This window comes from Methylomonas sp. ZR1, assembly GCF_013141865.1.
GTDB lineage: Bacteria > Pseudomonadota > Gammaproteobacteria > Methylococcales > Methylomonadaceae > Methylomonas.
Genome location: NZ_RCST01000001.1, coordinates 3832358 through 3855133, shown reverse-complemented (window position 1 = coordinate 3855133; position 22776 = coordinate 3832358). Strand labels below are relative to the sequence as shown.

Sequence of the window (22776 nt, the reverse complement as noted above, 5' to 3'; positions counted from 1 at the left end):
GCTATTTTCCATAGTATGTAATTGGCTTTTTTCCAATTGGGCTCAAGCCTGGGCCAAGTGCATATTGCCCTGAAGCTTGTGTTCAAAGGCGCTCACCAAGACAGGTACATCCAAAATTAACGCCACTTCGCCACTGCCCAAGATCGTGGATCCTCCCAGCCCTTCCACATGTCCGAATAACTTGCCAAGCGGCTTGATAACCGTCTGAAACTCGCCGATTAAGCGATCAACGACCAGCCCGGTTTTGACACCCGCTGCATGCACCACGACGACATTCGGTCTGCGCGGTTGATCTCCGCTGATGTTGAACAGATCGCGCAAGCGGATAAAAGGCAATACTTCGCCGCGCAAATCCATGTAATCCCTGTCAATCAAATCGCCGGACAACTCCAGACACTCGACAACCCGGTCAAGAGGAATCACGTATGACGATTTACCTACACCCACCAAAAACCCATCAATGATGGCTAATGTCAGTGGTAAACGAATGCGGATAGTGGAACCTTGACCCGGCCTGCTTTCAACTTCGATGTCGCCGCGTAAATCGGTCACGTTCCGTTTGACCACATCCATGCCCACACCGCGCCCGGACAGATTGGAAATTTGGCTGGCGGTTGAAAAGCCGGGCTCGAAAATCAAGCTATAAATTTCATGGTCGCTTAGTTTGGCGTCGGCTTGCACCAAACCTTTTTCGATGGCTTTTGCCAAAATTCGATCACGATCCAGACCACCGCCATCATCGCTAACTTCTATGGCAATGCTGCCCGACTCGTGGTAGGCGTTTAATCTGAGTTCGCCGCGACTGGATTTGCCGCGCGCGGCGCGGACTTCGGCAGACTCGATACCGTGGTCCATTGCGTTGCGGACCAAGTGCATCAGCGGATCGCCGATTTTTTCGACAACCGATTTATCCACTTCGGTGTCGCCGCCGGTAATGACCAGGGCAATATCTTTGCCCAGTTCTTTGCCAACATCGCGCACCACTCGCTGAAAGCGGCTGAATGTGGCACCTATCGCCACCATCCGCAGTTGCAATGCACCGTCGCGCACTTCTTCGACCAAGCGCATCATTTCGCTGGTGGCTTCCAATAGCGCGGAATCGCTGGTCTGTAAGGCACGCAGATTGACACCCGCACCCGAAATAACCAGTTCGCCTATCACATCGATGAGTTTGTCCAAGCGCTCGGCGTCTACCCGTATGGTTTGGTTTTCTCGGGCTTTGTTATCTTTAATCTGCTGCTGCTTTTCCAGTGCCGCATTAACCAACGGCTGCTGTACCACTTGTTGATCGACCAAGATTTCGCCGAGGCGGGTATTCGGTTGCGGGACTTGCGCCTGCTGCGCGTTGAGGCCTTCTTGTAGTTCACGTTGGGTAATGACCCCGCTTTTCAGCAATAGCTCGCCGAGTTGGGCATTGTCTTCGCCCAGCGAATTGATCAGTTCGACGTAGTAGGGGATTTTGTCTTCCAGCGGCAAAATGTGGATGTAACTGCCTTCGCGAACAAAATCGAACACGCTTTCGATAGCGGCTTTGTCTGAGTCGCTTTTTAGGACAATTTCAAAACCCAGATAACTGCTCTCGGGATCCATGCTTTCGGCATCCGGCATTGCATGACTGAAAGTAGTCAGCGACATAATCTCGCCTAGCGTTGCCAAATAGCGGATGAAAGACAAGGGATCCATGCCGTCGCGTAGACAGTTTTCGCCGAATTGAATAAACAAATGCCAATTGCCGCTGTCGATTACGCCGCCACCGCTGGCTTCGAGCGGTTCGCCAGCTTGCTGCACAGTCGTCATCGCCTGCTTGGGCTCAGGCTTCAAAAAAGACTCCAAGCCATCCAGTAATTGTCGTTCGGCATTGGTCATCGCCGGGTTGGCGTTTACTTCGCCGTCGGCCACTGCTTGAATCAGCTCAATCATATGGTCGCAGCAAGGTAGCAGAATGGCGACCAGTTCCGGCGAAACGCTCAACTTTCCGTCGCGCAAGGTATCAAGCACGCTTTCCACCACGTGGGTGAAGGCAACGATATGATCCAGACCGAATAATCCCGCCGACCCCTTAATGGTATGTGCGGCTCGGAAAATGGCGTTAATCCGTTCGGACGGCTCCTGATCGTCTTCTAGCCCGAGTAAGCCGTCTTCCATGTCTTGCAATAACTCCAGACTTTCAATCACAAAAGTCTTCAGAGCATCCCGCATTTGATCATCAAAACTCATTTCGCATACTCCTTAGTTTTGGGTCAGCACGACCTGATCGCCAAAAGTACCCGTCAGATTCGCTAGTTCCAGCACATCCAACACGGCTTTGCTGTGCATCACGAAACGCAAGCTCTTACCTAAATGTGCGGCTTCGCGTTTAATTAGAATCAACAACTGTAGGCCGGCCGTATCGATTTCGGTGACGTTGGCAAGATTGATCTCCAAATCATCCCCAGCCGTTAGAAACATCAGCAGATTGGATTTCTGATCTGCCGCGTTGTAGATGGTTAATTCGTCTTTAATGGTTAGGCTGGGCATGGACGATCTCGCTAGACATAGACAGAGGTACTTATATGAATCGGCGGAAACGGGATGAACGACCGCTGTTCATACTCCGATCAAGGCAAAATTAACTTGGAAACGGCCGCTAACATTTGCGCCGGCTGGAACGGTTTAACCACCCAGGCTTTGGCGCCCGCTGCCTGGCCTTCCTGTTTTTTGCCTTCCTGAGATTCGGTGGTCAGCATAATGACCGGGGTAAATTTATAGGCCGGTAACTGTTTAAGTTCCTTCACGAAGGTAATGCCGTCCATATTCGGCATATTGACATCGGATATGATGAGGTGAATTTTCTGGCCGTTGAGCTTACTTAGCCCATCCTTGCCGTCGCACGCTTCTATTACTTCATAACCGGCGCCTTTCAGCGCAATACCTACTACCTGACGGACCGACGCCGCATCGTCTACTACCAATATCGTTTTTGCCATATGCTTAATATCCTAGAAAAAAGTAATCTCTTGTGTTTGAGGTTCAACGGCCCGATTGCCATGACCATGGGCGTGGTGTTCGGATTCCATGGTGTAGGTGCTGGTCAAGCCGCTTAAAATGTGGTCCGCATCTATCGGCCGCAACGCAAATACACCGCCGGCATGACTGCGATTGAGCTGTTTGGGGAAATCGGCAATGCTGTCTTTGACGTGTTGCAGAATTTGGCCGATCCGGTCTTGAAATTGAAAATGCACCAAGGATTCGTCTATCTCACCTTTTATGGCCTGCGCCGAATGGCTTAAGTTGCTTGAATAGCCCTGCAATTTGGTAAACACGTCATGCAGGTTATCCATTACCGATTGAATATTGCTGTTACAAGCGGAGACCGCTTCGGCCTCGTTTTGCGCGCTTTTTTCCACCGCTAGCAACGCGGTTTGAATAGCAGAGCTAACTTGCTCGACTTTGGAGCCGATCTGCTTACCGGTTTCACCGGACAAGTTGGATAGCTTTCTAACCTCGTCCGCCACCACGGCAAAACCGCGGCCTGCTTCGCCGGCCCGAGCCGCTTCGATAGCGGCGTTTAAGGCAATCAGATTGGTTTGTTCGGCAATCCGCGCCACTTCCTTGGCCATCTGCTTCAATTCATCAATAAAGCCCGCCAAGGAGCGAATTTTCTGCAAAACCGCCAAATTTTCCTGCAATGCCGCATCCATGGAGCTCACCACTTTTTGCAAATTGGTGTTGCTGTTTACGAATACTTCTTCGCCGTTGCCACCGAGAGTGGAATGGGAGGATCTTAAAGCCGCTTCCAGATTATTGGTAATCCCGGCAAAGCGTTGAGTCAACAACGTAATTGCCTGCTCGATTTGTTGCCGGGTCGAATCGATTTGTGCTGCCCATACCGGCGTGACTTGCTCGGCAAACCGATCCAGACCGGAAATATATTTTTCTATTTCGGCTACCGATAAGGCGGGGGCCTTGTCAGTCAAGGTATTTTGCGTAGCGGCAACACAGCGTTTTTTGGTCACCCAAGCGGCTATTCCTGCCGACATCAATGCAACGCAAATCATTACCGCAAATTGGAATATAGACATTTTGGCGTAATCTCCCTGGTTTTTTTTATGATTTCGCAGCCCTCTGCCGCCGATCATTTCGGTTCAGTGGCCTGGAAATTCAATGTGGAAAAAAGTATAGGCAGGAAAATTCGGTTTATCTAGAAAGCTACCGACAAATTGTAGGGTTAGTCCCACAACTGATGATTAATTTGCGAAACTGCTAACGGAAGTCGCTTGCAATGCGTGTTTAAGGCTTTTAAAGTGCCAAGCTGTTTTATTCCGTACTACAAGGACATCCGCTTTCATGACTGAATATCCCGAAAAATCTTGCAGCATCGACCGTTTGGTTCGACACCCCAAATTAGTGGCGGCAACGCTGGCCGGCGATAAAACCCAGCAACGCCGCGACGGTTTATATGCCTATCCCGGCGAAACTTTTGTACTGGAAGAGGTTGTATTTGAAGTAACTAGCGTGGAACGCCAAAGAATAGGCGACATGAGTGACGCGGACGCCCGGGCGGAGGGTTATCCGAATCTGGCAATGTATAAGGATTTAATATTGAAAATGCACAGCGGCATGGAGTGGAACGAGGACGGACTAGTCTGGGTGCATAGCTTTAAGCGGCAACAGCCGGAATAAGAATCCCTTTCTCAGCCAGCTCCCGCAGCATCGGCGGGCCGGCGGCCATTAAGGCTTGGCTATCCAGTTGCGGGAATTCCGTGGCAACCGCTTGCAAGCACTGTTCGCCGGTCATCGGCCCTTCATCCTGCAAAATTTGCAGCAAGCGTATGGTCAAACCGGTGGTTTTCAGAAAATGCACGCAGTCGAGATTGTCGCGGTAAACGATCAAGCAAGTGGTTTGCTCCGGCGGCTCTAGCGGCAAAAAGCCGGGGCCTATTGCCTGTACCGGATAACGGTAAAGCAACGGCCAGGCCAAGGGCGATAACGCGATGCTGCGCGGCAACAACTTATCCAGAAAATCGCTGTCACCCAATATTGGTGTGTCCTTGGCAATCGACAAAGCCATTTCCACCCATTCGTAATGTGCCAATTCCAACAGAAACGGATAATCGTCCGGATTATTTCGTTCGTTTTGTAAATACGCTAAAAACTCTTCGGCAATTTCCGAGAAATAGGGGGTATCGCAGCGATGCCGGGTAAAAAAATCCTGAGTGATTTCCTGCCATTGCGCATCATTCAGGATGGCTCGCAATACCGGAAAATTACTGGCAATAAAACTGTCGATATTGTTGAAAAACAATTCCCGATACATGGCCATACGCCGCGGCTCGACATCCGCCGGCGGCGGATTGTTTTGCGGATCGCGAATATACGCGGCAAACTGGCCTTGGGTAGCCTGAAAATCGGCAGCCATTAGGCTACCTGTTTTTGCCCGCCAGCCGCATAATGCTGCTGAATGGCTTGAATGGTATCGACTTCCTTGCTTAACTCAAGCAAGGAGGGAATGTTGAAATCCCGCTCCAGCAGGGTAGGGAACACGCCGAACAGCTCGTAAGCCTTGCCCAACAAAGTCCAGACCGGATCGATCACCGGCGCGCCGTGGGTATCGACCAGAAAATCCTCTGCTTCCATATAATGGCCAGCGATGTGCGCGTATGCGATGCGTTCGGCAGGCATGGCCCGCAGAAAGGTCTCGGCATCGTAACTATGATTGACACTGTTAACGTAGATATTGTTGATGTCGATCAGCACATCGCAGTCGGCTTCGGTAACTACCGCGTTGAAAAAATCGATCTCGGCCATTTCCTGGCCCGGCGCGGCGTAATAAGAAATGTTTTCGATGGCTATGCGCTGTTCCAGAATGTCCTGCACCCTGCGAATACGCGCGGCAACGTGCTTGACAGCATCTTCGGTGAACGGCATCGGCATCAAGTCGTATAAATGCCCGCCATGGCTGCAATAGCTAAGGTGTTCGCTGTAGAATTTGATCCCGTGCTCGCGCATGAACACTTTCAAATCTTGCACGAATTGCTCATCCAGCGGATCGCTGCTACCTATCGACAGCGACAGGCCATGACAGACAAAATCAAAACGCTCGGTCATGGCGCGAAACTGTTTGCCGAACTTGCCACCGATGGTCATCCAGTTTTCCGGCGCCACTTCGTAAAAACCCACATGGGCCAGCGGCGACTCGACAATCTCGCTCAAAAACGAGCGCCGCAAGCCTAAGCCGGCACCGTGAACGAGATTGCGAACGCTATCCATGACTTACTCTTCCGGTGCGTCCGGTGCGTCCGGTGTTTCCGGTTTGTGGGTAGAACGCCAGAAGAAGGCTAAACCAATCGCCACCAATACGCCCAGGATATACATTTCGTATTTTTTGACCTGACCCATGATGGACTCGGCAAATTGGCCGAAGGTGTAGCCCAGATAACCGACCGCTATTGCCCAAATGCCGGCGCCGAGAAAATTCAGCAAGAAAAACTTCAAGGGATGAATCTTGCTGGCCCCGATCACAAACGGCGTGACGTTACGTACGCCGTAGAGAAAGCGAAATCCCAAAATTACCGGGATCTGATGTTTGTGCAGCAAATCGAAAACCTTGTCGGTTTTGCTATGCCAAAGCGGACGTTTCTCCAGAAAGGCGATGCCTTTCCAACGGCCCAGATAGAAAAAGGTCTGGTCGCCGGCAAAGGTACCCAAAAACGCCGTCAGCATCACCCATTCCAATTGCAAATAGCCGCCGTGCGCTAAAAAGCCGGCGATGACCAGAATGGTTTCGCCTTCCAGATACGTACCGATAAACAAAGCTAAATAGCCGTAATCGATAACCAGCTGCTGTAAATCATTAAAATCCATAGTGTCGGTCTATTGGCGATGAGTCGAAATTAATGGCTGGCTGCTTTGTCTGCATCCATTTTGCTCCCGCAACTACCTTCTTCGTTTTTCATCATGGCGCCGCAGCTATGTTCGCCGGCTTTTTTGTCACCCCCCATCATGGCACCGCAACTGCCTTCTTCGGCTTTCTTAGGCTTGTCGGCGCCGTGATCCATGCCGCCCATGCTGCCCATACTCATCATGCCGCCGCCGGTCATCATGCCCATGCCGCAAGCGCCTTCTTTACCCTTCATCATCGCGCCGCAAGCGCTTTCCATGCCTTTTTTCATTTTGCCGCCGCTCATCATGCCGCCGCACATGCCTTCGCCGCATGAGCCTTCGGTTTTTTTCGCTTCAGCTTTTTTGGTCTCACTTTTTTTGATGCCATTGCCGTCCATTGCATTAGAGCCACACGCGCCCTGACTGATTTTGCCGTTTGAATGCTCTGCATGCGACGTCGCAACTTGCATATAGCCGCTAGACAACTCGGAAACGGCGAATGGGTTGGCATCGGCCTGCGCGTTGACAGCCATGCCGGACAAAAGCGCACCGCCCATCGCAGCGGCCAGCGGAGATTTATTAAATTTTTTCATGCGATTATCCTCTCGTGTGATTTTTTAATTATGTTGCTCCAGCATGCAACTGCCGGGGCTTACGACTGACGCGAAATATTTATGACTCTACTCCGATTATTGCATATTCAGTCTAAATTCTTTGCCTTAAATTCACAGACATCGGCGATGCAGCAAGCGCCGCAACGCGGCTTCCTGGCCACACAAATATATCGGCCGTGTAGAATCAGCAGATGGTGCGCGTCTTTCTTGTACTGCTTGGGCACGGTTTTATCCAGCTTCCGCTCCACTTCCAGGACATTTTTGCCCGGCGCCAGGCCGATGCGATTGGCGACCCGGAAAATATGCGTATCTACGGCGATGGTCGGCTCCCCAAATGCGGTGTTTAAAATCACATTCGCCGTTTTGCGGCCCACTCCGGCCAGCGCCTCTAGTGCTTCCCGCTGACGCGGCACTTCTCCTCCATGCTGTTCCAGTAGAGTCTGACAAAGTTTTATGACATTTGCCGCCTTGCTGTTGAATAAGCCGATGGTTTTGATGTGCTCCTTCAAACCGTCTTCACCCAAAGCCAGGATCGCCTGCGGTGTATTCGCCACGGGAAACAACTTGGCAGTCGCCTTGTTGACGCCCTTATCGGTCGCTTGCGCGGACAACACCACCGCCACCAGTAATTCGAACGGGGTAGTGAAATTCAGTTCGGTGGTCGGATTCGGCGTGGCTTCGGCCAAGCGCTGGAATATCTGTAGGCGTTTTTCGTTATTCATGCTCAAAAAGGGATGCAAAGCCAAGCTTTCCAGGATTCTCCCGGCTTGCAAGGCAAATATTGGTGGCGTCGTTACTTGTTCACTAAAGGAACTAAGTAACGAGTCAACTAAATTGTCGCATTTAGTTTGGAACCAAACTCGCGCGCATCAAGTCACTAGCTAGCACTCAGAATGGGTGCGGAAAACCACAACAATTCAATTCGGGGGAATTATGAAAACATTTACTGCCATTACCATTAGTGCATTACTGCTCGCGAGTGCCGGTGTATTCGCCGAAGAACATGCTACCGAAGCCTTGAAGCATGTCGAACAGGCTGTCACCCACGGCAAAGCCGGCCATAGCCCGATTTTGGTGGAACATGCCGAAGCGGCCTTAACCCATGCCAAGAAAGGTGCTGAAGTCGCCAAGGGCGAATCTAAAACGCATCTCGATGCCGGGGTAAAATCCCTGGAAAGCGCAATTGAACACGGCAAAATGGGCCATGCCGATGTCGCTACAAAAGCCGCCGAAGAAGCCGTTGACCATATCAAGGCGGGCAACAAGTAGATTCTTAACCGCTAATCAATAGATCCATTTGCGATCAAATAGATAGAGACGCAAATTCAGCGTCTCTATCTACTCACCTAAACTGAAACCGCACCGGCGATATGTCGATGTGCCTGATAATCCAGCAGTTCAAAGTCGGCAAATTCATAGGAAAATAGCGATTCCGGCCGGCGTTTTAATTGCAGCCGCGGCGGTGTCAAGGGTTGCCGGCTAAGTTGCAATGCAACTTGCTCAAAATGGTTGCGATAGATATGCACGTCACCGAACGACATGATTAACTCACCGACTTCTAAGTCGCATTGCTGTGCCAGCATATGCGTTAACAAGGCCACACTGGCTTGATTGTAAGGCACCCCTAAAAAGCAATCGGCACTGCGCTGCGTCATCATGCAGGACAATTTGCCGTTAGCGACATAGAATTGATACAACACATGGCACGGTGGCAGGGCCATTCGCCCGGCTGCGGCATTCTCGCGCGGACCAACGGTTTCATCCGGCAAAAATGCCACATTCCAGCCGCTGACGATGTGTCGGCGCGAATCCGGTTTGTTTTTTAAACCGTCCAACAAAATCTGCATCTGATCGTAGCTCTCGCCATTCGGCCCCAGCCAGTTACGCCATTGCGCACCATATACAGGCCCCAGCTCGCCGTCTGGCGTGGCCCACTCATCCCAAATCGTTACACCGTGATCGTTCAAATATTGGATATTGGTATCGCCGCGTAAAAACCACAACAATTCATACGCAATGGATTTGAAATGTAGCTTCTTGGTCGTCAGCAACGGAAAGCCGTCAGCCAAGTTGTAACGCATCTGCCGACCGAACACTGACCGAGTACCGGTGCCGGTGCGGTCGCTTTTGTCGATGCCGTTATTCATGATGTCGGCGAGAAGATCCAGGTAGGGTTGCATAGCGCTCTTAGGTCGAAAATTGGCGGGCAGTATAACTTGCCGGCTTGATGAATACGACTGTCATGGCGGTGTTTCATGAGTCGTGATGGAGGCAGCCGAGAGCTTTAGATGTGCGGCAAAATGGCTGGTCGATCACCATGAGAAGAGGTGCGTGGCTAGCACCCAGCTACACGGTTTTGTAAATGCCGGATAAGCTCGCGGCGCTGTATGCCTTTAACCGTCAGCGTGTTCAGTTTGAGATAAGGGGCTTTATCGCCCAAGGATTTCGGGAAAAAGCAGCTGGTATTTCGCTCAAGTGCTTTCGCGGCGAACATGGCGGCCTCTGCGTTTTAAGCGGCTGGATATTGCTGAAAAGACTGATACACTTCGCCGTCGAGCTCACTTCCGGAAATTAATAGCCGGCAAAAACCACCAATTTTTTGCGCGATGCCAGGCTGGGGCTGGCCAATAGAAAAAATTTATTTACACTGATCGCGAGCTGAGTAATAGTTTTGTTTCGGCGTTTAATCAACAGGAATCCAATGAAAAATCTGTTCTTCGTTTTTGCCCTGTGCCTGTCCGCGGATAGTTGGGCTGGGGTATTTAAATGCACTGATGTCAGCGGCCACACCAATTATCAATCGTCACCCTGCACGGTGGAGCACAAAGCGGTGCAAATGAATACCAAAACCGGCAGCAGTGTTGATTTAAATGCGCTGGAAAGGCAGCAAGCCGCAGAAGCCGAATTGAAAAAACAGCAGTCTGCGCAGGAACAAGCCGAGCACCAGGCCAAACTCGACGCCATCGCCAAAAATAAACAAGATGCCCGAGTTCAGAGTGAAATGACACAGACTCTGATCAAGCAAAACCCCATGCAATTTTCCGCATTCGCCATTCCACCTTACGATCCGGAAAAACTACCCGCGCAAGTCAAACCCTTCGAAACGCGCCTGCCGGATGTTGAAAAATTCCGCAGGCTGGCCGCACAAAAAGCCTTAGCCAGCGGCGAGTGTCAGCGAATTGAAACCGATGAGCTCACTGGGAAGAGCAAACCGGACCAGCTAAATTTTCTGATTAATTGCAGCAGCGGCAAAACCTTTTTGTTCAACGAGGCTGATCTCGTTCAACCATGATTGTCGGCAAAACGCTGTTTATCACCGGCTGCTCTTCCGGCATCGGTTATCACACTGCGCTGTTTTTGCAGCAGCGCGGTCATCGGGTAATTTGCTCCGCGCGTAAGCCTGAGGATGTAGAGCGTTTGCGCGGTGAAGGCTTCGAATGTCTGCAACTTGATTTGGCGGATTCGCGGAGCATTCAACGCGCGGTCAACGAATTAATCGCGCTGACCGACGGCAAGATCGATGCATTGTTCAATAACGGCGCCTTCGGCCAGCCCGGCGCCGTAGAAGATTTGAGCAGGGATGTGCTGCGCCACCAATTCGAAACCAATCTGTTCGGCACCCACGAATTGACCAATCTGCTATTACCGCTGATGCGCAAACAAGGCCATGGCCGGGTGATCTATAACAGCTCGGTACTGGGGTTCGTGGCGATGAAGTTTCGCGGCGCGTATAACGCCAGCAAATTCGCATTGGAAGGCTTGGCGGATACCTTGCGTTTGGAATTGCGCGGCACAGGCATTCATATCGTATTGATTGAACCGGGGCCGATAACGAGCCGTTTCCGGGAAAATGCCTTTGCTTTGTATCAAAAGCATATCGATGCCGAGGCCAGTTTTCACAAAGAAACTTATAAAGCGATGGAAGCAAGGCTACAAAAACCCGGCCCGGCGGCACCTTTCACGTTACCGGCTAGTGCAGTCGCTGAAAAAGTGGCGCATGCATTGGAGTCGAATAGGCCGAAAATTCGCTACCGGGTAACGGTACCCACGCATTTGTTTGCCTGGTTGAAACGGCTGCTGCCCAGCGCATGGCTGGACAAGCTGCTAGTCAGCGTCGAATAAGGCCGCAGCGGCATTTTTTCGTCACCGAAAAAACCATAAAAACCGCTATAAACAGGCTAGCAAACAGAATGAACTGTGCTATTATCCCGGCCCAACATGTAGTGGTTAAAGCGGTTGGGTTAGCAGCTATATGTTCTTATAAAAATAACTGTGAGGTTCAATACATGAAAATTTTAAAAAGTGCTGTTATCGCGTTCTCTTTAGCTGCTGCCATGGGTTCTTTTTCAACAGCTGCCGTTGCTGAATCTGATCCAGGTAGAACTGCTTACAAACCTACCGATGTAATCAATGAGGTTGTAGCGCGCATTACAGCTGCCGAGACAGCAATCAACAATGGTGCCGAAGGTGATGCCGTTGTCGATTTGATCAAAAAAGCGGCTGATTTTATCAAAGAACTCAACGCAAACGACAAAGTTGCTAGATATGCAGATAAAGCCAGAGGCCATTTGAAAGCAGCTATTACTTCTGCTAAAGCCGCTAACTTGCAAGAAGCCAAAGAACATTTGGCTACCGGCAAAGAAGGTGTCCAAGAATTGAAAAAAATGCTGTAATTCTGTCCCGGGGTGTCTTTCGGGGCACCCCGTATTTTTTCATTCCCCCGCGTTCGTCACCACTCCTGCAATAGTTACAAATAATACTGATGCTTCTCTAGCTGGGTTTCCAACCAAGCTAATAACGCCCTCGCATTTTCAAATTTTGTCCCAGCTAAATTGAGCATGGTCGCGTGGTTTAATGCTTGCCAACGATTCACCAGTGTGTGCAATTTAGCGGCGTTGGTCGCCGTGAAATGAAACTGTTCAAGCAGCTGTTTGTATAGCTCACTTTCCAATGTTGGTAGCGATCCTCTGAGTGTAGTCAGCACGGCGATCATACCTTCGACGTCAGCAATACGCGCCTGCACCCAAGCCACCACCAACTCCTCATTGATTTTCTCCAGTGCCGATTCGGCATTATCCGAAACCACTTTTAAACAGTGAATCAATTCGCTGGAACTGAATTTAACGGCTATTTCGTAAAACGCCGCAGCCTCCATATCGCGCAGATTCTCGTCGTTGTACTCGACGTCGGCTCGGGATAAAGTAATTAGCGGCAGGGTGGGGCACGGGGCATCGAAAGCCAGTTGCGGATAAAAACGGCGTTGGGTTTCGGCGTCGGTGATTTTATCGGCCAAAAAGCAACTGCCTAGCGCCTGGTGGCGATGTCCGGCGATGCCGAAATTGAGCAGGATAGGTTGGGTTGCCTCGGGAAAATGCGCCAGCGTATAAGCCACCGCGCCAGCCATGGCGATTTTGCCTACACCGCTAATCACCAAAACGATGTCGGCGTTTTTGTAAATCGCAAAGGGCTGCTTTTGTGGTAGTTTTTTTAGTCGCCATGCCTGAATTAACGGTTTGGCCTCACAGGGCAATGCGACAAAGATAAAAGTTGATGGTGCAAAGTCAATCACAGTTTTTAAGAAAAATTCCCTTATATTTTAATCAATTGTTGAATATTCATGATAATTCACATAAATTTAAGATTCGTCAATTTTCAAAGGGAGACGTGCCGTGACTGAAATGAATTCCGTAGCTAACAACACCAGTTCAAATAACTTGCACTTGGTGACAGCATTGCAGGAGGAGCGCTCTGCCGTCTGGGCTTTGTATTGTCAACTCGCCGAAATGAAGCCATTCTCCAGCGAGAACGCAATCAGGCCAATGTTGTCTGAGTTTTCGCAACTGCTGATAGATTACGTATCGTTTGGGCACTTCAGCATCTACGAGCATCTAATTGCTGAGAAGCAGCATCAAAGTTCAGCGTTGTCTCACGCGGAAAAGATATATCCGGCATTTTCCAGCACTACCGCGTCGGCTGTTACTTTTAGCGACACTTACGACGATGGCAGGCGTAAATTTAATACCGCGAATCTGGCTCAGGATTTATCCATGCTTGGCGAACGGCTGGCGGAACGCATGGAGCTGGAAGACCGGCTGTGCTCCATGCTGCTGCATTGATGCGCAGATATTGCCCCTGAAAAGCTCCGAATAGCCTATTTGCTTTCAGCTGCCGAAACGCCTGAAACAGGCCCAGCTGCGCCTTTAATAAACAAATCCTTCAAACGACTGAAGGCCGCCTGCAAGGTTTTGTCCATCACCACCTGATTGCCTATCGAAACAATTACCCGCGCCAGCTCAGGCATCTTGGTTTTGGTCGCCAGCATATAAATAGGCTGTACATATAAAATCGAATTACCCATCGTCAATATCACCATCCGGCCTTTTTTAACTTCCGAGCCTTGTTGATTCCATAGGGTAAACTGCGAGGCGATTTCCGGGTTTTGATCGATCAGCGCATTGACTTGCGAAGGTCCGTTAACCTGCACGGCCTTAGGGAATTTGAAAATAGTGATACCCGGCTTGTAACTGTGGTCGCAGCTTTTTTCGTCAACTGTGCCGGCAATGCCCACCATGCTTAAATTGTCCCTATGGATCGGGGTCATCGGATTAATCATCACAAACTCCTCCAAATCGTTGCAACGATCAAAGTCCATCGTAATGAAATACGGTAATACCGGCTGTCCATCCACGGAGGCGAACTGCCAGGTTTCCGCCTGTTCATAAAACAACTCCGGGCTGTTTTGATGATATTTAGCGTAAATTTTCATTTGCATATAGTACAAGTCGCGCGGATAACGCAGATGCTGCATTAGCTCGTCGGGCATTTCCCGCAAATTTTTGAAAACGCCGGGATACGCGCGGTTGTAAGCGTTGATGATCGGATCTTTTGGGTCGGAAATATAGTAATCGACGCTACCGTCATAGGCATCGACCACAATTTTGACCGAATTACGGATGTAATTGAACTTGTGCTGGCCGTCCAGATAATCGTCAGCTGCCGGTTTGGAGACCGGGTAATAATTGGATAAGGTATAGGCGTCCTGTATCCAGTAGAAGCGATCCTTGTCAACAACCAAATACGGATCTTTATCCAGGTGTAAAAACGGCGTCAGCGCGGTAATTCGCTCGTCGATATTGCGACGCAGAAGTAACTTGCTTTGCGCGGATATGTTGGGAGAGAAGAATATTTTTTCGTCTTTCAGGTAAAACGCGAACAACATTTTTCTGAACAGCGACGGAATCGGTATGCCGGAGATACCCTGATAATCCAGCGATTCGCCTGGCGCAGAGCCGGAAATATCGGTCACAGCCAAGTTGTTCGGTACGATCGCGTAGCGATATTTTTCCTGGCCGTAATAAATGTCGGGGTACTTCACGGAAAACCCAACATCCGAAGTCATGTTCAAATCGCGCAAGTACCAAACGATAGGAATGCCGGCATCCTGAGCGGCTGGAGATATGACCGCGCCGTAGCCATGGGTGTAGCGCAAATGGGTGTTTTCCCAGTTTTGCGCCTCCTTGGGCAATTTATCGATATTGACTTCACGGGCTGCCAGATTGACTTGTTGATGATGTCCGTTAATAAAATAACGGTCTTCATCGACAGTCGGAAAGCCATAATAAGGCCGAATGCCTTGTAACTGCATATAGCTGTCGATCAGAAATTCGCGATCCCAAACCGGAATGTTTTCGAAATGTTTTTTGGTCGACCAGGCTTCTATATCTTTGGTGGCGTCCAGATTGACCTGAAAATCGACGGTTTTAATATTGTTTAAATCGAATGCCGCCATGGTGGCGTCAATGTTATGCCGAATCGAATCACCTTCGGTGCGGGTAAAATTAGGCTTGACGATGAATTTTTCAATCAACTCCGGTAGGGTGTGAGAGCCTTGCAGGCCCCAAACAGCCAAAAAACCCAACGAGGCAACGATAATAGGCGTTTTACTACGATGTCTCTCCGACAGCGCGTAAAAAACTACCGATATGGCAATCGCCAAAAAGAACAAGACTTCAAGCCAAATCATAGGCAACTTGTAACGCAATTCGACAAAGCCGGGGCCAAAAAACACCGGTTCGTTACCCCCGGAATATAACAAGGCGAAGCGTTCCAGTAAAAATCCCCAGACCACAAACAGCACTACGAATGCAAACAGCACCGTCAAATGGATCTTCGCACCCAGTGGAAATTCCTTGCTTTGATTGGGGACAAATTCATGCTCCATCCAATACAGCACGCCGGTCGCCAAAAACACAATAACCGCTGTGGTTAACAACTCCTTCTGAATCAGCATGTAAATCGGATAGGAAAACATGTAGAAGCTGACGTCGTTGCCATATACCGGATCGACGATGCCCGATGCGCTGCCGAAGAAAAACAGCAGCGCCTGCTCCCATTGCAAATAGAACGGCACAGCAATCACTACGGCGAGTAGCAGTGAAATGGGAGTATAGATACGAGCCGAACCACTCATGAACACATCGGCAAAGCGTTGAAAACGCCGACGCTTGGAATCGTCCATCAATATTTCATCGGGCGGGTTCAGGCCCAGGTAGCGAGAGGCAATCCAGAAGTGAAATAAAAAAACAGCAAAGAAAAACGCAGTAACCGCACCGGAGAAAATAAATCGGTAGAGTAATTTCAACCAAAAGTAAGCTTCGAATTCCAGCGAACGGAACCACCATAAATCCACGAAAAAATCGAGAAACACGAAGTAGAACGCGACATATAGCACAATAGCAGTTGCGAGGGTCGCTAAAGTGATCGCCGGCAACAGTTTCCAGTTACGCATAATTTCCTCTTTTCTTAGATATCCGAGCGCCTACTTGCGGAACACGCCGCCAAACTATGGTCGGCAATGTCCCCTTAACATCAATGGCTGAGCATTCTAACACCCAAATCCGGATTGTGATTGTCCGGCATATTGTCTGGTTGTTGGCTGGATTACCGAGTTGTTTGTCGCGGCGAAAAGAGGCGAGTTCAATGCGCTACGAAATAGCTGATTGCCTCCGTCAAATGACAGGAAGGGCTGCTTGCCAACTGACGTCAACGGCAGTAGGTCGCAAATTTTTGCCGGATTTTAGATGGCGCAGGATTGCGCGCAATTCGCTTTGGTCATAACAATACAAGATTGCTTTGCATCACTCAGGACACGATGCGGAGTTACACGCGAGCCTATAGCAAAACGCCGCTGCCGAGGCTTTAGCTCGACAGCGGCGTTGGTCTGACGCAGAGCAGTTAGCGCTTACTTTTTGAACATCGCCATGATCCGCTGGCGATTGGCAAAGCCGACATAACTCAAACCGCCTAGTATCAAGCCATACAGCAATTGCCCAATAAAAGACGGCTGATTTCCGGCTGCTTCCGCTTTCGCAGCGGCGTCGCCCGTATTCAGCGGGGGAGGCGGTGGCGGCACAAAAGCTACTTGCTTTTTATTACTGATATCCGGCAAACCTAAGCTCTTCCAGGCATCGTAATCCTGCCAGGCTGGATATTTACCCTGCCAGAATTCTCTGGTGAAGTAAGGCGCTAGGCTCATACCATGGACTTTGGGGATGCCTTTCTCGTCGGAAAAACCTTTGTACACCACCAAACTGATGTCGCCGCCCTCGCCGATACCGTTAGTAGTGAAGGATTTCTCGACGTGGTCGTGAAACATCCAGACGCCTTGACCAAAACTGTTCAAGCCATCGTCAACACCGCTTAATTCCAGATCGATACGCTGGGCGGGTACCATGCCATGTACGTCGCGTTTGATATATGAATTCGGGCCGTTATCGACACCATCGTAATGCGTCACCATAGGCTTATGACCATGAATATGCATCGCAAAGGCTTCCTCGTGACCGTTCAATATCCGCAGCTTCACCTTTTTATTTTCTTCCATCAAGATCAGCGATTCCCTCAATGTGTAAGGGAATGAACGACCATTCAGCATGAAATAATCGGGGCTAGCATCAGTAATGTCATATTCCTGATTCATCCGCCGGGCAATAATCCGCGGATCATTGGCGGATCGCACCATTTCATGCAATTCCTTATCAACCGATTGATAGTGCAGATCGTACTCGGCCGCATATTTTTCTTTGACCGCTACCGATGGATGGCGAACCTGTCCGTTGCCGACGTTGAAAACCTGTACCCAGTTGTTGGGGCGATTTTCCTCGACCACAAACATGCCTTGCAAACCCATCGGAATATGAGTGTGTGGCTGTACGTGACAGTGGTAATACATAGTGCCGGGTTGGCGCGGTTTGATTACATAAGTTTTGCTCTGGCCGGGCAAAACATCCATCTGGCCGGTTTGACCGACACCATCGTTGCCTTCGCCGCTATGATCCATGTAAGGATGATCTACGCCATGCAAGTGGATTGAGTGCGGAAAGTAATGGCTGTTTTCCAGCACCAACCACACAATATCGCCTTGTTCGACCCGGATAGTTGGCGATGGCGCGCGCAATAAAGGATTGGCCACCGGCTCGTACAAGCTCAATGTAGACATATCGCGCGTTTTCGGCGCGTATACCCAGAAAGTCGGTTGAATGCCGGGGGCAATGTCAAAGGTGGTGGTGGGGTCTTTCATGTCCGGAGAATGGCCGTTCAATTCGGCAATTTCCAGCTTAATAATATAGTGGTCGGGGTCGCCGTCGCCGTCCATATCTTCGCCGAGTGTGATGGCATCAGCGGCGAGCTGTGTCTCCATTAAGGTAGACATTGAAATATTATTGGTGCCTTTAACAAAAGCAGCGATTTCAGCAGGATTATCGGGGTTACACATCCGTGATTCTTGTATTTCGACTCCGTCGATCACTTGCGCATCACGCCACTTGGCATCGGTAAATTCGGAACAAACTTCCTCTGCCGCACCCATCTTGACGCTATTGGTCGCCGGTAGTTTGTCTACCGCCGCCACAGCCCATTGCGACGCCGGAAGCAGCATGGCGCCACATAGAATGGGGATAACCTTTTTATGCATACAAAACCTCATAAAACAGACGAATTGACGGAAGCCTTAATAAGGTTTCCGAATATCAGAAAAGCCAGATACTGTAACCAGAACCCATGGGTAAAGTACAGTAAATATTTAATGAACTCGCGACAATCCTGACCGTTATTACTTAGCTGCCAAACGATGTAATTCGGGAATGCGGCTAATGCCTTATAATTCCATGACGAGCGATTATTGCCAGTCAATCCGCGTCATTTTTGCAACAGACCCCTCAGTCAGATTATGCCCAGCATCAGAGTATTGCTTTGTTTGATTTTCATTTTTTTAGTTCACGGCAGTTTCGCCTGGTTGAACAATCAGCCGCAAGACGCCGGCACGGACGTGCCCTCCGGCAAGTTGATGAGCCTCTCCTTCGCACCGTTTCGGGAGGGCTTTAGTCCGCTGGAAGAAAAATTCCCATTGCCGGAACATATCGATGAAGACTTGCGTCTGCTGGCAGACAAAACGGAAAGCATCCGCACTTACTCCAGTCTCGGCGGCCAACAACCCACTCCGGGGTTAGCTCGCAAACACGGATTGAAAATGATCCAGGGCGCCTGGCTTGGTTACGGGTACAAAGACAACAGTAATGAAGTTAATGCGTTGATCAAATCGGCCAATGAAAACCCCGACGTGGTGAAACGAGTGATTGTCGGCAACGAAGTGTTATTGCGCGGCGACATGGATGTTGACCGGCTGATAGGTTATATCCGCGAGGTGAAGAAAGCGGTCAAGCAACCCGTGTCTTATGCGGACGTCTGGTCGATGTATATGAAGTACCCCAAACTGATCAACGAAGTGGACTTCATCACCATTCACATCCTGCCTTATTGGGAGGATGAACCCATTTCGGTGGAGAATGCCTCGCAGCATCTGGAAAAAATTGTCAAACAGGTAGAAGACGAAGCCCGTGGCATTGCGCCCGGCAAACCTATATTGATAGGTGAGTCCGGTTGGCCCAGCGCCGGCAGACAGCGCGGCATGGCCATTCCTGGTGTCGTCAACGAAGCCACATTCATTCGCGGCATGATCCAGGTCGCCAATCGCCACGGCTTTGATTACAACATTGTCGAAGCCTTTAACCAACCCTGGAAAAGTGAACTGGAAGGCGTGGTGGGGGCCAACTGGGGCTTGTTCTCGGCGGACCGCGAACCAGTATTCCCGTTGACCGGCCCGGTCAACGAAGCACCCAATTGGCCGATCCGCTTTGCCGTCGCCACGCTGATCTGGCTGTTGGCAATCGCGAGGTATTCCAAAAAGCTGGAGCAAGTTTCGCTGATCCGCATGTTGGCGTTTTTCACCCTGGCGCAAGTCTTCAGCGTTTGCCTGGTGACATTGGCCGATTTTCTCTGGTACACCAGTTACAGCACTTGGCAAAGGCTTTATACCGTAGCCTTGGTGATCGCGAATACGATTCTCGGCGCGCTGCTGCTTGAACGTGGCAGCGATATTTTGATTGATAAACCAGGCAGTATTAAGTTGGCCAATAGCTTAAGAGCCGGTTATCTAGTCTTCATATTGTTGGCACTTTATAAAACTTACGGACTGGCTATGAATGGGCGCTATTTGAGCTTTCCGATCGAGCAGTTTGCCATTCCGGCTATTGGGGTGATCGGTTTGATTGCTTGCCTATGGCTAAAGGAGCATAAATTCAATGGCCGAGTTTTGGCGTTTGACAGTCTAATTGGCGGGAACTTGCAAAGCCGCCGTGATCGGTTCTTGGCTTATTTACTGAGTTTTGGCGCCATCGCGCTAATACTGGGAGAGGTCAAAGCCTTTATGGATGGCCGGGATTTCATTCAAGCTCACCCAGGCTTTTCAGAAGGTTTGCCCTTTGCGCTGAGCTACACCTTGTATAACCAACAGTTGCTTGGCTGGCTGGCTTGTTTGCTTATGCTGTCCTTGCCGTTCTGGACTAAGCATCGCAGTAAACAGGACGCTTAAGTTTTACGTTAATGGGTATGACGCCGTAATACCTGTTTTTTCAACCCGAAAAGTCGTTGTTATATCGAGTGACAGTTTGCCGCGCGTCAATTTGTCACATTTTCAAAACGCGCTTCCAGCATTAGACTGTATGCAACTCTTATGTATGCGCTCCCTCTCCTAAAGGGTAAAGAGTTTTAATATCCTTCCTCAATGCGGCCCTTGGGCCGCATCTTTTTTCTGGATGAGGTTGCTGTCTATGGAACGAAACTACTATTCAACTACGTCAACTTTCGTGCACCCTAACGAACTCAATTGGCGCACAGCTTTTCATGAAGCCGGTCATGCCGCGGCTATCCATCTTGGCAATCGCCAAAAACAATTACCTCCGGTATTTTTTGAAATACATGTCAAACGGCCTGTTAATGCTTACGACGATTTTTTTGCGAAAGTCGTAGACGGCAACTTAATCCAAAACTTGCCGATTGCTGTCGTGGAAAGCTTTAACGACTTATCCGACGATAAGCAGCAGCACGCCTGTCAACGCGCTTACGAAGCGGATGTTGTCAACTTATTGGTTGGGCCTTTGGCGGAAGCCAAATACGTGTCCATTCGCGATGACGAAGTTTTTAATATCAATCTAATAAGTTTCAATGCCTTACATAACTACGGCGGCTGCAGCGATCTGGAAAAGGCGCTCAGTTACCTGGATCACTTCATCGCGTCAAAAAGTCAGCGGGAAGAGAAAATGCAGGAATTGTTGCTTCAGGCTTTTCGCTTTATCGACAATCGCCGCCACTGGAAATGTATCCTTAATTTAGCCCACTATATCCTGGACAGTCAGCAGGAAATCATCTCCTGCGATGAGGCAATCGGCATATTCGACCGTTGCCTAACAGCCAATACACCGTTCAGATCGGTTAGCTATCCATTTTTATTTGGCTGAGAGTAAGCGAACAGATTGCTCAGTTGTGGGGAGCGCGTTTGTAGAGGCGATGCTAAAAAACTAACTTTTTGCGCTAGATAGCCAGTGTTCTAAAAGAGCCGCCAAAAAAGTGGGGACTCGTAAAGATTATCGTTCGAACACCGTACAGCGATTGCGCCCACCTTGTTTGGACTGATAGAGCGCCTGATCGGCCCGCACGAACACATCGTCATGCATGTCGCCGTCTATAAACTCACTGATACCGCAACTCAGAGTTAGATTGATATTTTCGCCGTTAGAATTAAATCCGCAGCTTTTAATCATCTTGCGGGTGTTTTCCGCCATTTCCAGCGCCTGAAGCGCACTAGTGTTGGGCATCAGCATGACAAATTCCTCGCCGCCGTAACGGGCGACGAAGTCCGTTTCCCGGCAGTTGTTCAACAATAGCTGAGCCACCAAAGCCAGGGTTTTATCGCCGGACTTGTGGCCGTAGGTGTCATTGATTTGCTTGAAAAAATCAATATCCCAAATGATCAGCGCTAGCGGCGCTTTATAACGCTTCCAACGTTTCAATTCCATTTCCGCACGATTGTTATACGCCAGACGATTCGGCAATCCGGTCAAGGAATCGCTCAGGGCTTTGTCGTGCTCTATTTTAAGTTTGACGCGCAGGGTCTCGGTCTCAGTTTCCAGCTCCTGTAATTTTTGCGTCATTGACTCAATTTTTTCTTGCGCATCCCGCTGCCTTTCATCTTCTATTTGTTTATGCTCAAGTAACCGCTCCAGCAAACGATCAAGATGCTCGGCTGTCTGGTTCTTCAGCAAATCGAGTTCTTCAGCCGCCTGTGTCGAGTCCTTTAGATTACCGACTTGCCTGTGAATTTCGGTGTTCATAATCTCGCGATCATCAATCAATGCGCGATTAGCTTGTCCAGCGGTTTCTACGTCTTGTCCGAGCTCGTCCAGCCTCTCGCTTAAATCGCCGAGAAATACATCGATACCTTTCTGCTCGGAGGCGCTGTAATCCTTGATGTTCAGCAACAATGTAATCGCTGAGTCGATGACTTTCTTATACGAATCCTCGCTGAGATTAGCTCTGACCCGTTGCTTTAATAGTGACGTCTGTTGCTGAAAACGTAAAGGCACCTCAGTTTCGCCAAGCAGTTCATCTAAACGCTCCAGCAAATAGTTGTGTTGTGACTCAGTAGCATCGTCTTCCCCGACGCTCACATTCTGCTTGGCTTGTTTGGAAATGTGTAACAAAGTTTTGGAAACCGCTTGCAACTCAGGCAGTAATTCCTGCGCATTAGCGCCGCTGCGCAACTTTGCACCTATTGCCAGAAGATGGGGCTCCAACAACTTGTGGCTGCCTTGGCAAAAAATCAGCAGCTGAATAACGAGCTTGTATAAAAACTTTTCGTTATCGAGTGGTGCGGAATAAGGGTTAGCAGTTGCCATGAATCAGACTT

23 protein-coding genes are annotated in these 22776 nt (G+C 49.7%); 9 read left to right on the top strand and 14 right to left on the bottom strand.

Going from position 1 to position 22776, the window contains the following annotated elements; genetic code table 11:
• Nucleotides 1-42: 42 nt before the first annotated feature.
• From DDY07_RS17525 to DDY07_RS17510, 4 genes are all read right to left on the bottom strand, one after another.
• The gene (locus tag DDY07_RS17525; protein WP_171696817.1) at nt 43-2217 is read right to left on the bottom strand and encodes a chemotaxis protein CheA; all 2175 of its coding nucleotides are present in this window, start codon (nt 2215-2217) and stop codon (nt 43-45) included.
• 12 nt (nt 2218-2229) lie between these two features.
• On the bottom strand, nt 2230-2517 hold the full coding sequence (locus DDY07_RS17520; RefSeq protein ID WP_033158482.1) for a lipid asymmetry maintenance protein MlaB: 288 nt from the start codon (nt 2515-2517) through the stop codon (nt 2230-2232).
• Between the two features lie 80 nt (nt 2518-2597).
• Complete coding sequence (locus DDY07_RS17515; protein ID WP_020484376.1) at nt 2598-2966, bottom strand: response regulator; 369 nt, start codon at nt 2964-2966, stop codon at nt 2598-2600.
• Nucleotides 2967-2978: 12 nt separating this feature from the next.
• Entirely contained in the window at nt 2979-4061 is a 1083-nt protein-coding gene (locus DDY07_RS17510; RefSeq protein ID WP_225892975.1) for a methyl-accepting chemotaxis protein, read from the bottom strand.
• A gap of 265 nt (nt 4062-4326) precedes the next feature.
• On the opposite strand from DDY07_RS17510, the gene DDY07_RS17505 reads away from it, so the two are divergent.
• On the top strand, nt 4327-4662 hold the full coding sequence (locus DDY07_RS17505) for an ASCH domain-containing protein (RefSeq protein WP_171696816.1): 336 nt from the start codon (nt 4327-4329) through the stop codon (nt 4660-4662).
• Here the strand turns inward: DDY07_RS17505 and DDY07_RS17500 are convergent.
• From DDY07_RS17500 to nth, 5 genes are all read right to left on the bottom strand, one after another.
• Nucleotides 4640-5398, bottom strand: coding sequence for a DUF2063 domain-containing protein (locus DDY07_RS17500; RefSeq protein WP_171696815.1), 759 nt, complete (start codon nt 5396-5398; stop codon nt 4640-4642). The genes DDY07_RS17505 and DDY07_RS17500 overlap by 23 nt on opposite strands.
• Entirely contained in the window at nt 5398-6249 is an 852-nt protein-coding gene (locus DDY07_RS17495) for a DUF692 domain-containing protein (RefSeq protein WP_171696814.1), read from the bottom strand. Before DDY07_RS17495 ends, DDY07_RS17500 begins: the two co-directional genes overlap by 1 nt.
• 3 nt (nt 6250-6252) lie before the next feature.
• Complete coding sequence (locus tag DDY07_RS17490; protein ID WP_171696813.1) at nt 6253-6843, bottom strand: DedA family protein; 591 nt, start codon at nt 6841-6843, stop codon at nt 6253-6255.
• A gap of 29 nt (nt 6844-6872) precedes the next feature.
• Nucleotides 6873-7454, bottom strand: a complete 582-nt coding sequence (locus DDY07_RS17485; RefSeq protein ID WP_033158488.1) for a hypothetical protein — start codon at nt 7452-7454, stop codon at nt 6873-6875.
• A 107-nt stretch (nt 7455-7561) separates the two neighbouring features.
• Nucleotides 7562-8197 carry an endonuclease III gene (gene nth / locus DDY07_RS17480; protein ID WP_171696812.1) on the bottom strand — a complete coding sequence of 212 codons (636 nt, stop codon included), beginning with the start codon at nt 8195-8197 and terminating at the stop codon, nt 7562-7564.
• Nucleotides 8198-8408: 211 nt separating this feature from the next.
• Here nth and smbP point away from each other — a divergent pair, with 211 nt between their 5' ends.
• Entirely contained in the window at nt 8409-8744 is a 336-nt protein-coding gene (gene smbP / locus DDY07_RS17475) for a small metal-binding protein SmbP (RefSeq protein ID WP_171696811.1), read from the top strand.
• Between the two features lie 77 nt (nt 8745-8821).
• Here the strand turns inward: smbP and DDY07_RS17470 are convergent, their stop codons facing one another.
• Nucleotides 8822-9655 (bottom strand): thymidylate synthase, encoded by an 834-nt coding sequence (locus DDY07_RS17470; RefSeq protein WP_171696810.1) that lies wholly within the window; start codon nt 9653-9655, stop codon nt 8822-8824.
• Nucleotides 9656-9837: 182 nt separating this feature from the next.
• On the opposite strand from DDY07_RS17470, the gene DDY07_RS17465 reads away from it, so the two are divergent.
• The 4 genes from DDY07_RS17465 (at nt 9838) to DDY07_RS17450 (ending at nt 12148) form a co-directional block, all read left to right on the top strand.
• A complete protein-coding gene (locus DDY07_RS17465; RefSeq protein ID WP_171696809.1) occupies nt 9838-10050 on the top strand; it encodes a hypothetical protein in 213 nt (70 codons plus the stop codon).
• A gap of 126 nt (nt 10051-10176) precedes the next feature.
• A complete protein-coding gene (locus DDY07_RS17460) occupies nt 10177-10767 on the top strand; it encodes a DUF4124 domain-containing protein (protein WP_171696808.1) in 591 nt (196 codons plus the stop codon).
• Nucleotides 10764-11597 carry an SDR family oxidoreductase gene (locus DDY07_RS17455; RefSeq protein ID WP_171696807.1) on the top strand — a complete coding sequence of 278 codons (834 nt, stop codon included), beginning with the start codon at nt 10764-10766 and terminating at the stop codon, nt 11595-11597. The genes DDY07_RS17460 and DDY07_RS17455 overlap by 4 nt, the downstream gene beginning before the upstream one ends.
• A gap of 68 nt (nt 11598-11665) precedes the next feature.
• Entirely contained in the window at nt 11666-12148 is a 483-nt protein-coding gene (locus DDY07_RS17450) for a hypothetical protein (protein ID WP_253734528.1), read from the top strand.
• A gap of 74 nt (nt 12149-12222) precedes the next feature.
• Here the strand turns inward: DDY07_RS17450 and DDY07_RS17445 are convergent, their stop codons facing one another.
• Nucleotides 12223-13044: a hypothetical protein gene (locus DDY07_RS17445; RefSeq protein ID WP_171696806.1), complete on the bottom strand. Its 822-nt coding sequence runs from the start codon at nt 13042-13044 to the stop codon at nt 12223-12225.
• 109 nt (nt 13045-13153) lie between these two features.
• On the opposite strand from DDY07_RS17445, the gene DDY07_RS17440 reads away from it, so the two are divergent.
• Nucleotides 13154-13591: an Rsd/AlgQ family anti-sigma factor gene (locus tag DDY07_RS17440; RefSeq protein WP_171697824.1), complete on the top strand. Its 438-nt coding sequence runs from the start codon at nt 13154-13156 to the stop codon at nt 13589-13591.
• Nucleotides 13592-13626: 35 nt separating this feature from the next.
• Here DDY07_RS17440 and DDY07_RS17435 read toward each other — a convergent pair whose 3' ends face one another.
• Complete coding sequence (locus tag DDY07_RS17435) at nt 13627-16263, bottom strand: UPF0182 family protein (protein ID WP_101051457.1); 2637 nt, start codon at nt 16261-16263, stop codon at nt 13627-13629.
• Between the two features lie 453 nt (nt 16264-16716).
• Nucleotides 16717-18447 carry a multicopper oxidase domain-containing protein gene (locus DDY07_RS17430; RefSeq protein WP_171696805.1) on the bottom strand — a complete coding sequence of 577 codons (1731 nt, stop codon included), beginning with the start codon at nt 18445-18447 and terminating at the stop codon, nt 16717-16719.
• 255 nt (nt 18448-18702) lie between these two features.
• Between DDY07_RS17430 and DDY07_RS17425 the strand changes: the two genes are divergently transcribed.
• Together DDY07_RS17425 and DDY07_RS17420 are read left to right on the top strand one after the other, a co-directional pair.
• Nucleotides 18703-20403 carry an exo-beta-1,3-glucanase gene (locus tag DDY07_RS17425; RefSeq protein ID WP_171696804.1) on the top strand — a complete coding sequence of 567 codons (1701 nt, stop codon included), beginning with the start codon at nt 18703-18705 and terminating at the stop codon, nt 20401-20403.
• 238 nt (nt 20404-20641) lie between these two features.
• Nucleotides 20642-21328 (top strand): hypothetical protein, encoded by a 687-nt coding sequence (locus DDY07_RS17420; RefSeq protein WP_171696803.1) that lies wholly within the window; start codon nt 20642-20644, stop codon nt 21326-21328.
• Between the two features lie 126 nt (nt 21329-21454).
• Here DDY07_RS17420 and DDY07_RS17415 read toward each other — a convergent pair whose 3' ends face one another.
• Nucleotides 21455-22765 carry a GGDEF domain-containing protein gene (locus DDY07_RS17415; protein ID WP_171696802.1) on the bottom strand — a complete coding sequence of 437 codons (1311 nt, stop codon included), beginning with the start codon at nt 22763-22765 and terminating at the stop codon, nt 21455-21457.
• Nucleotides 22766-22776: the final 11 nt, after the last annotated feature.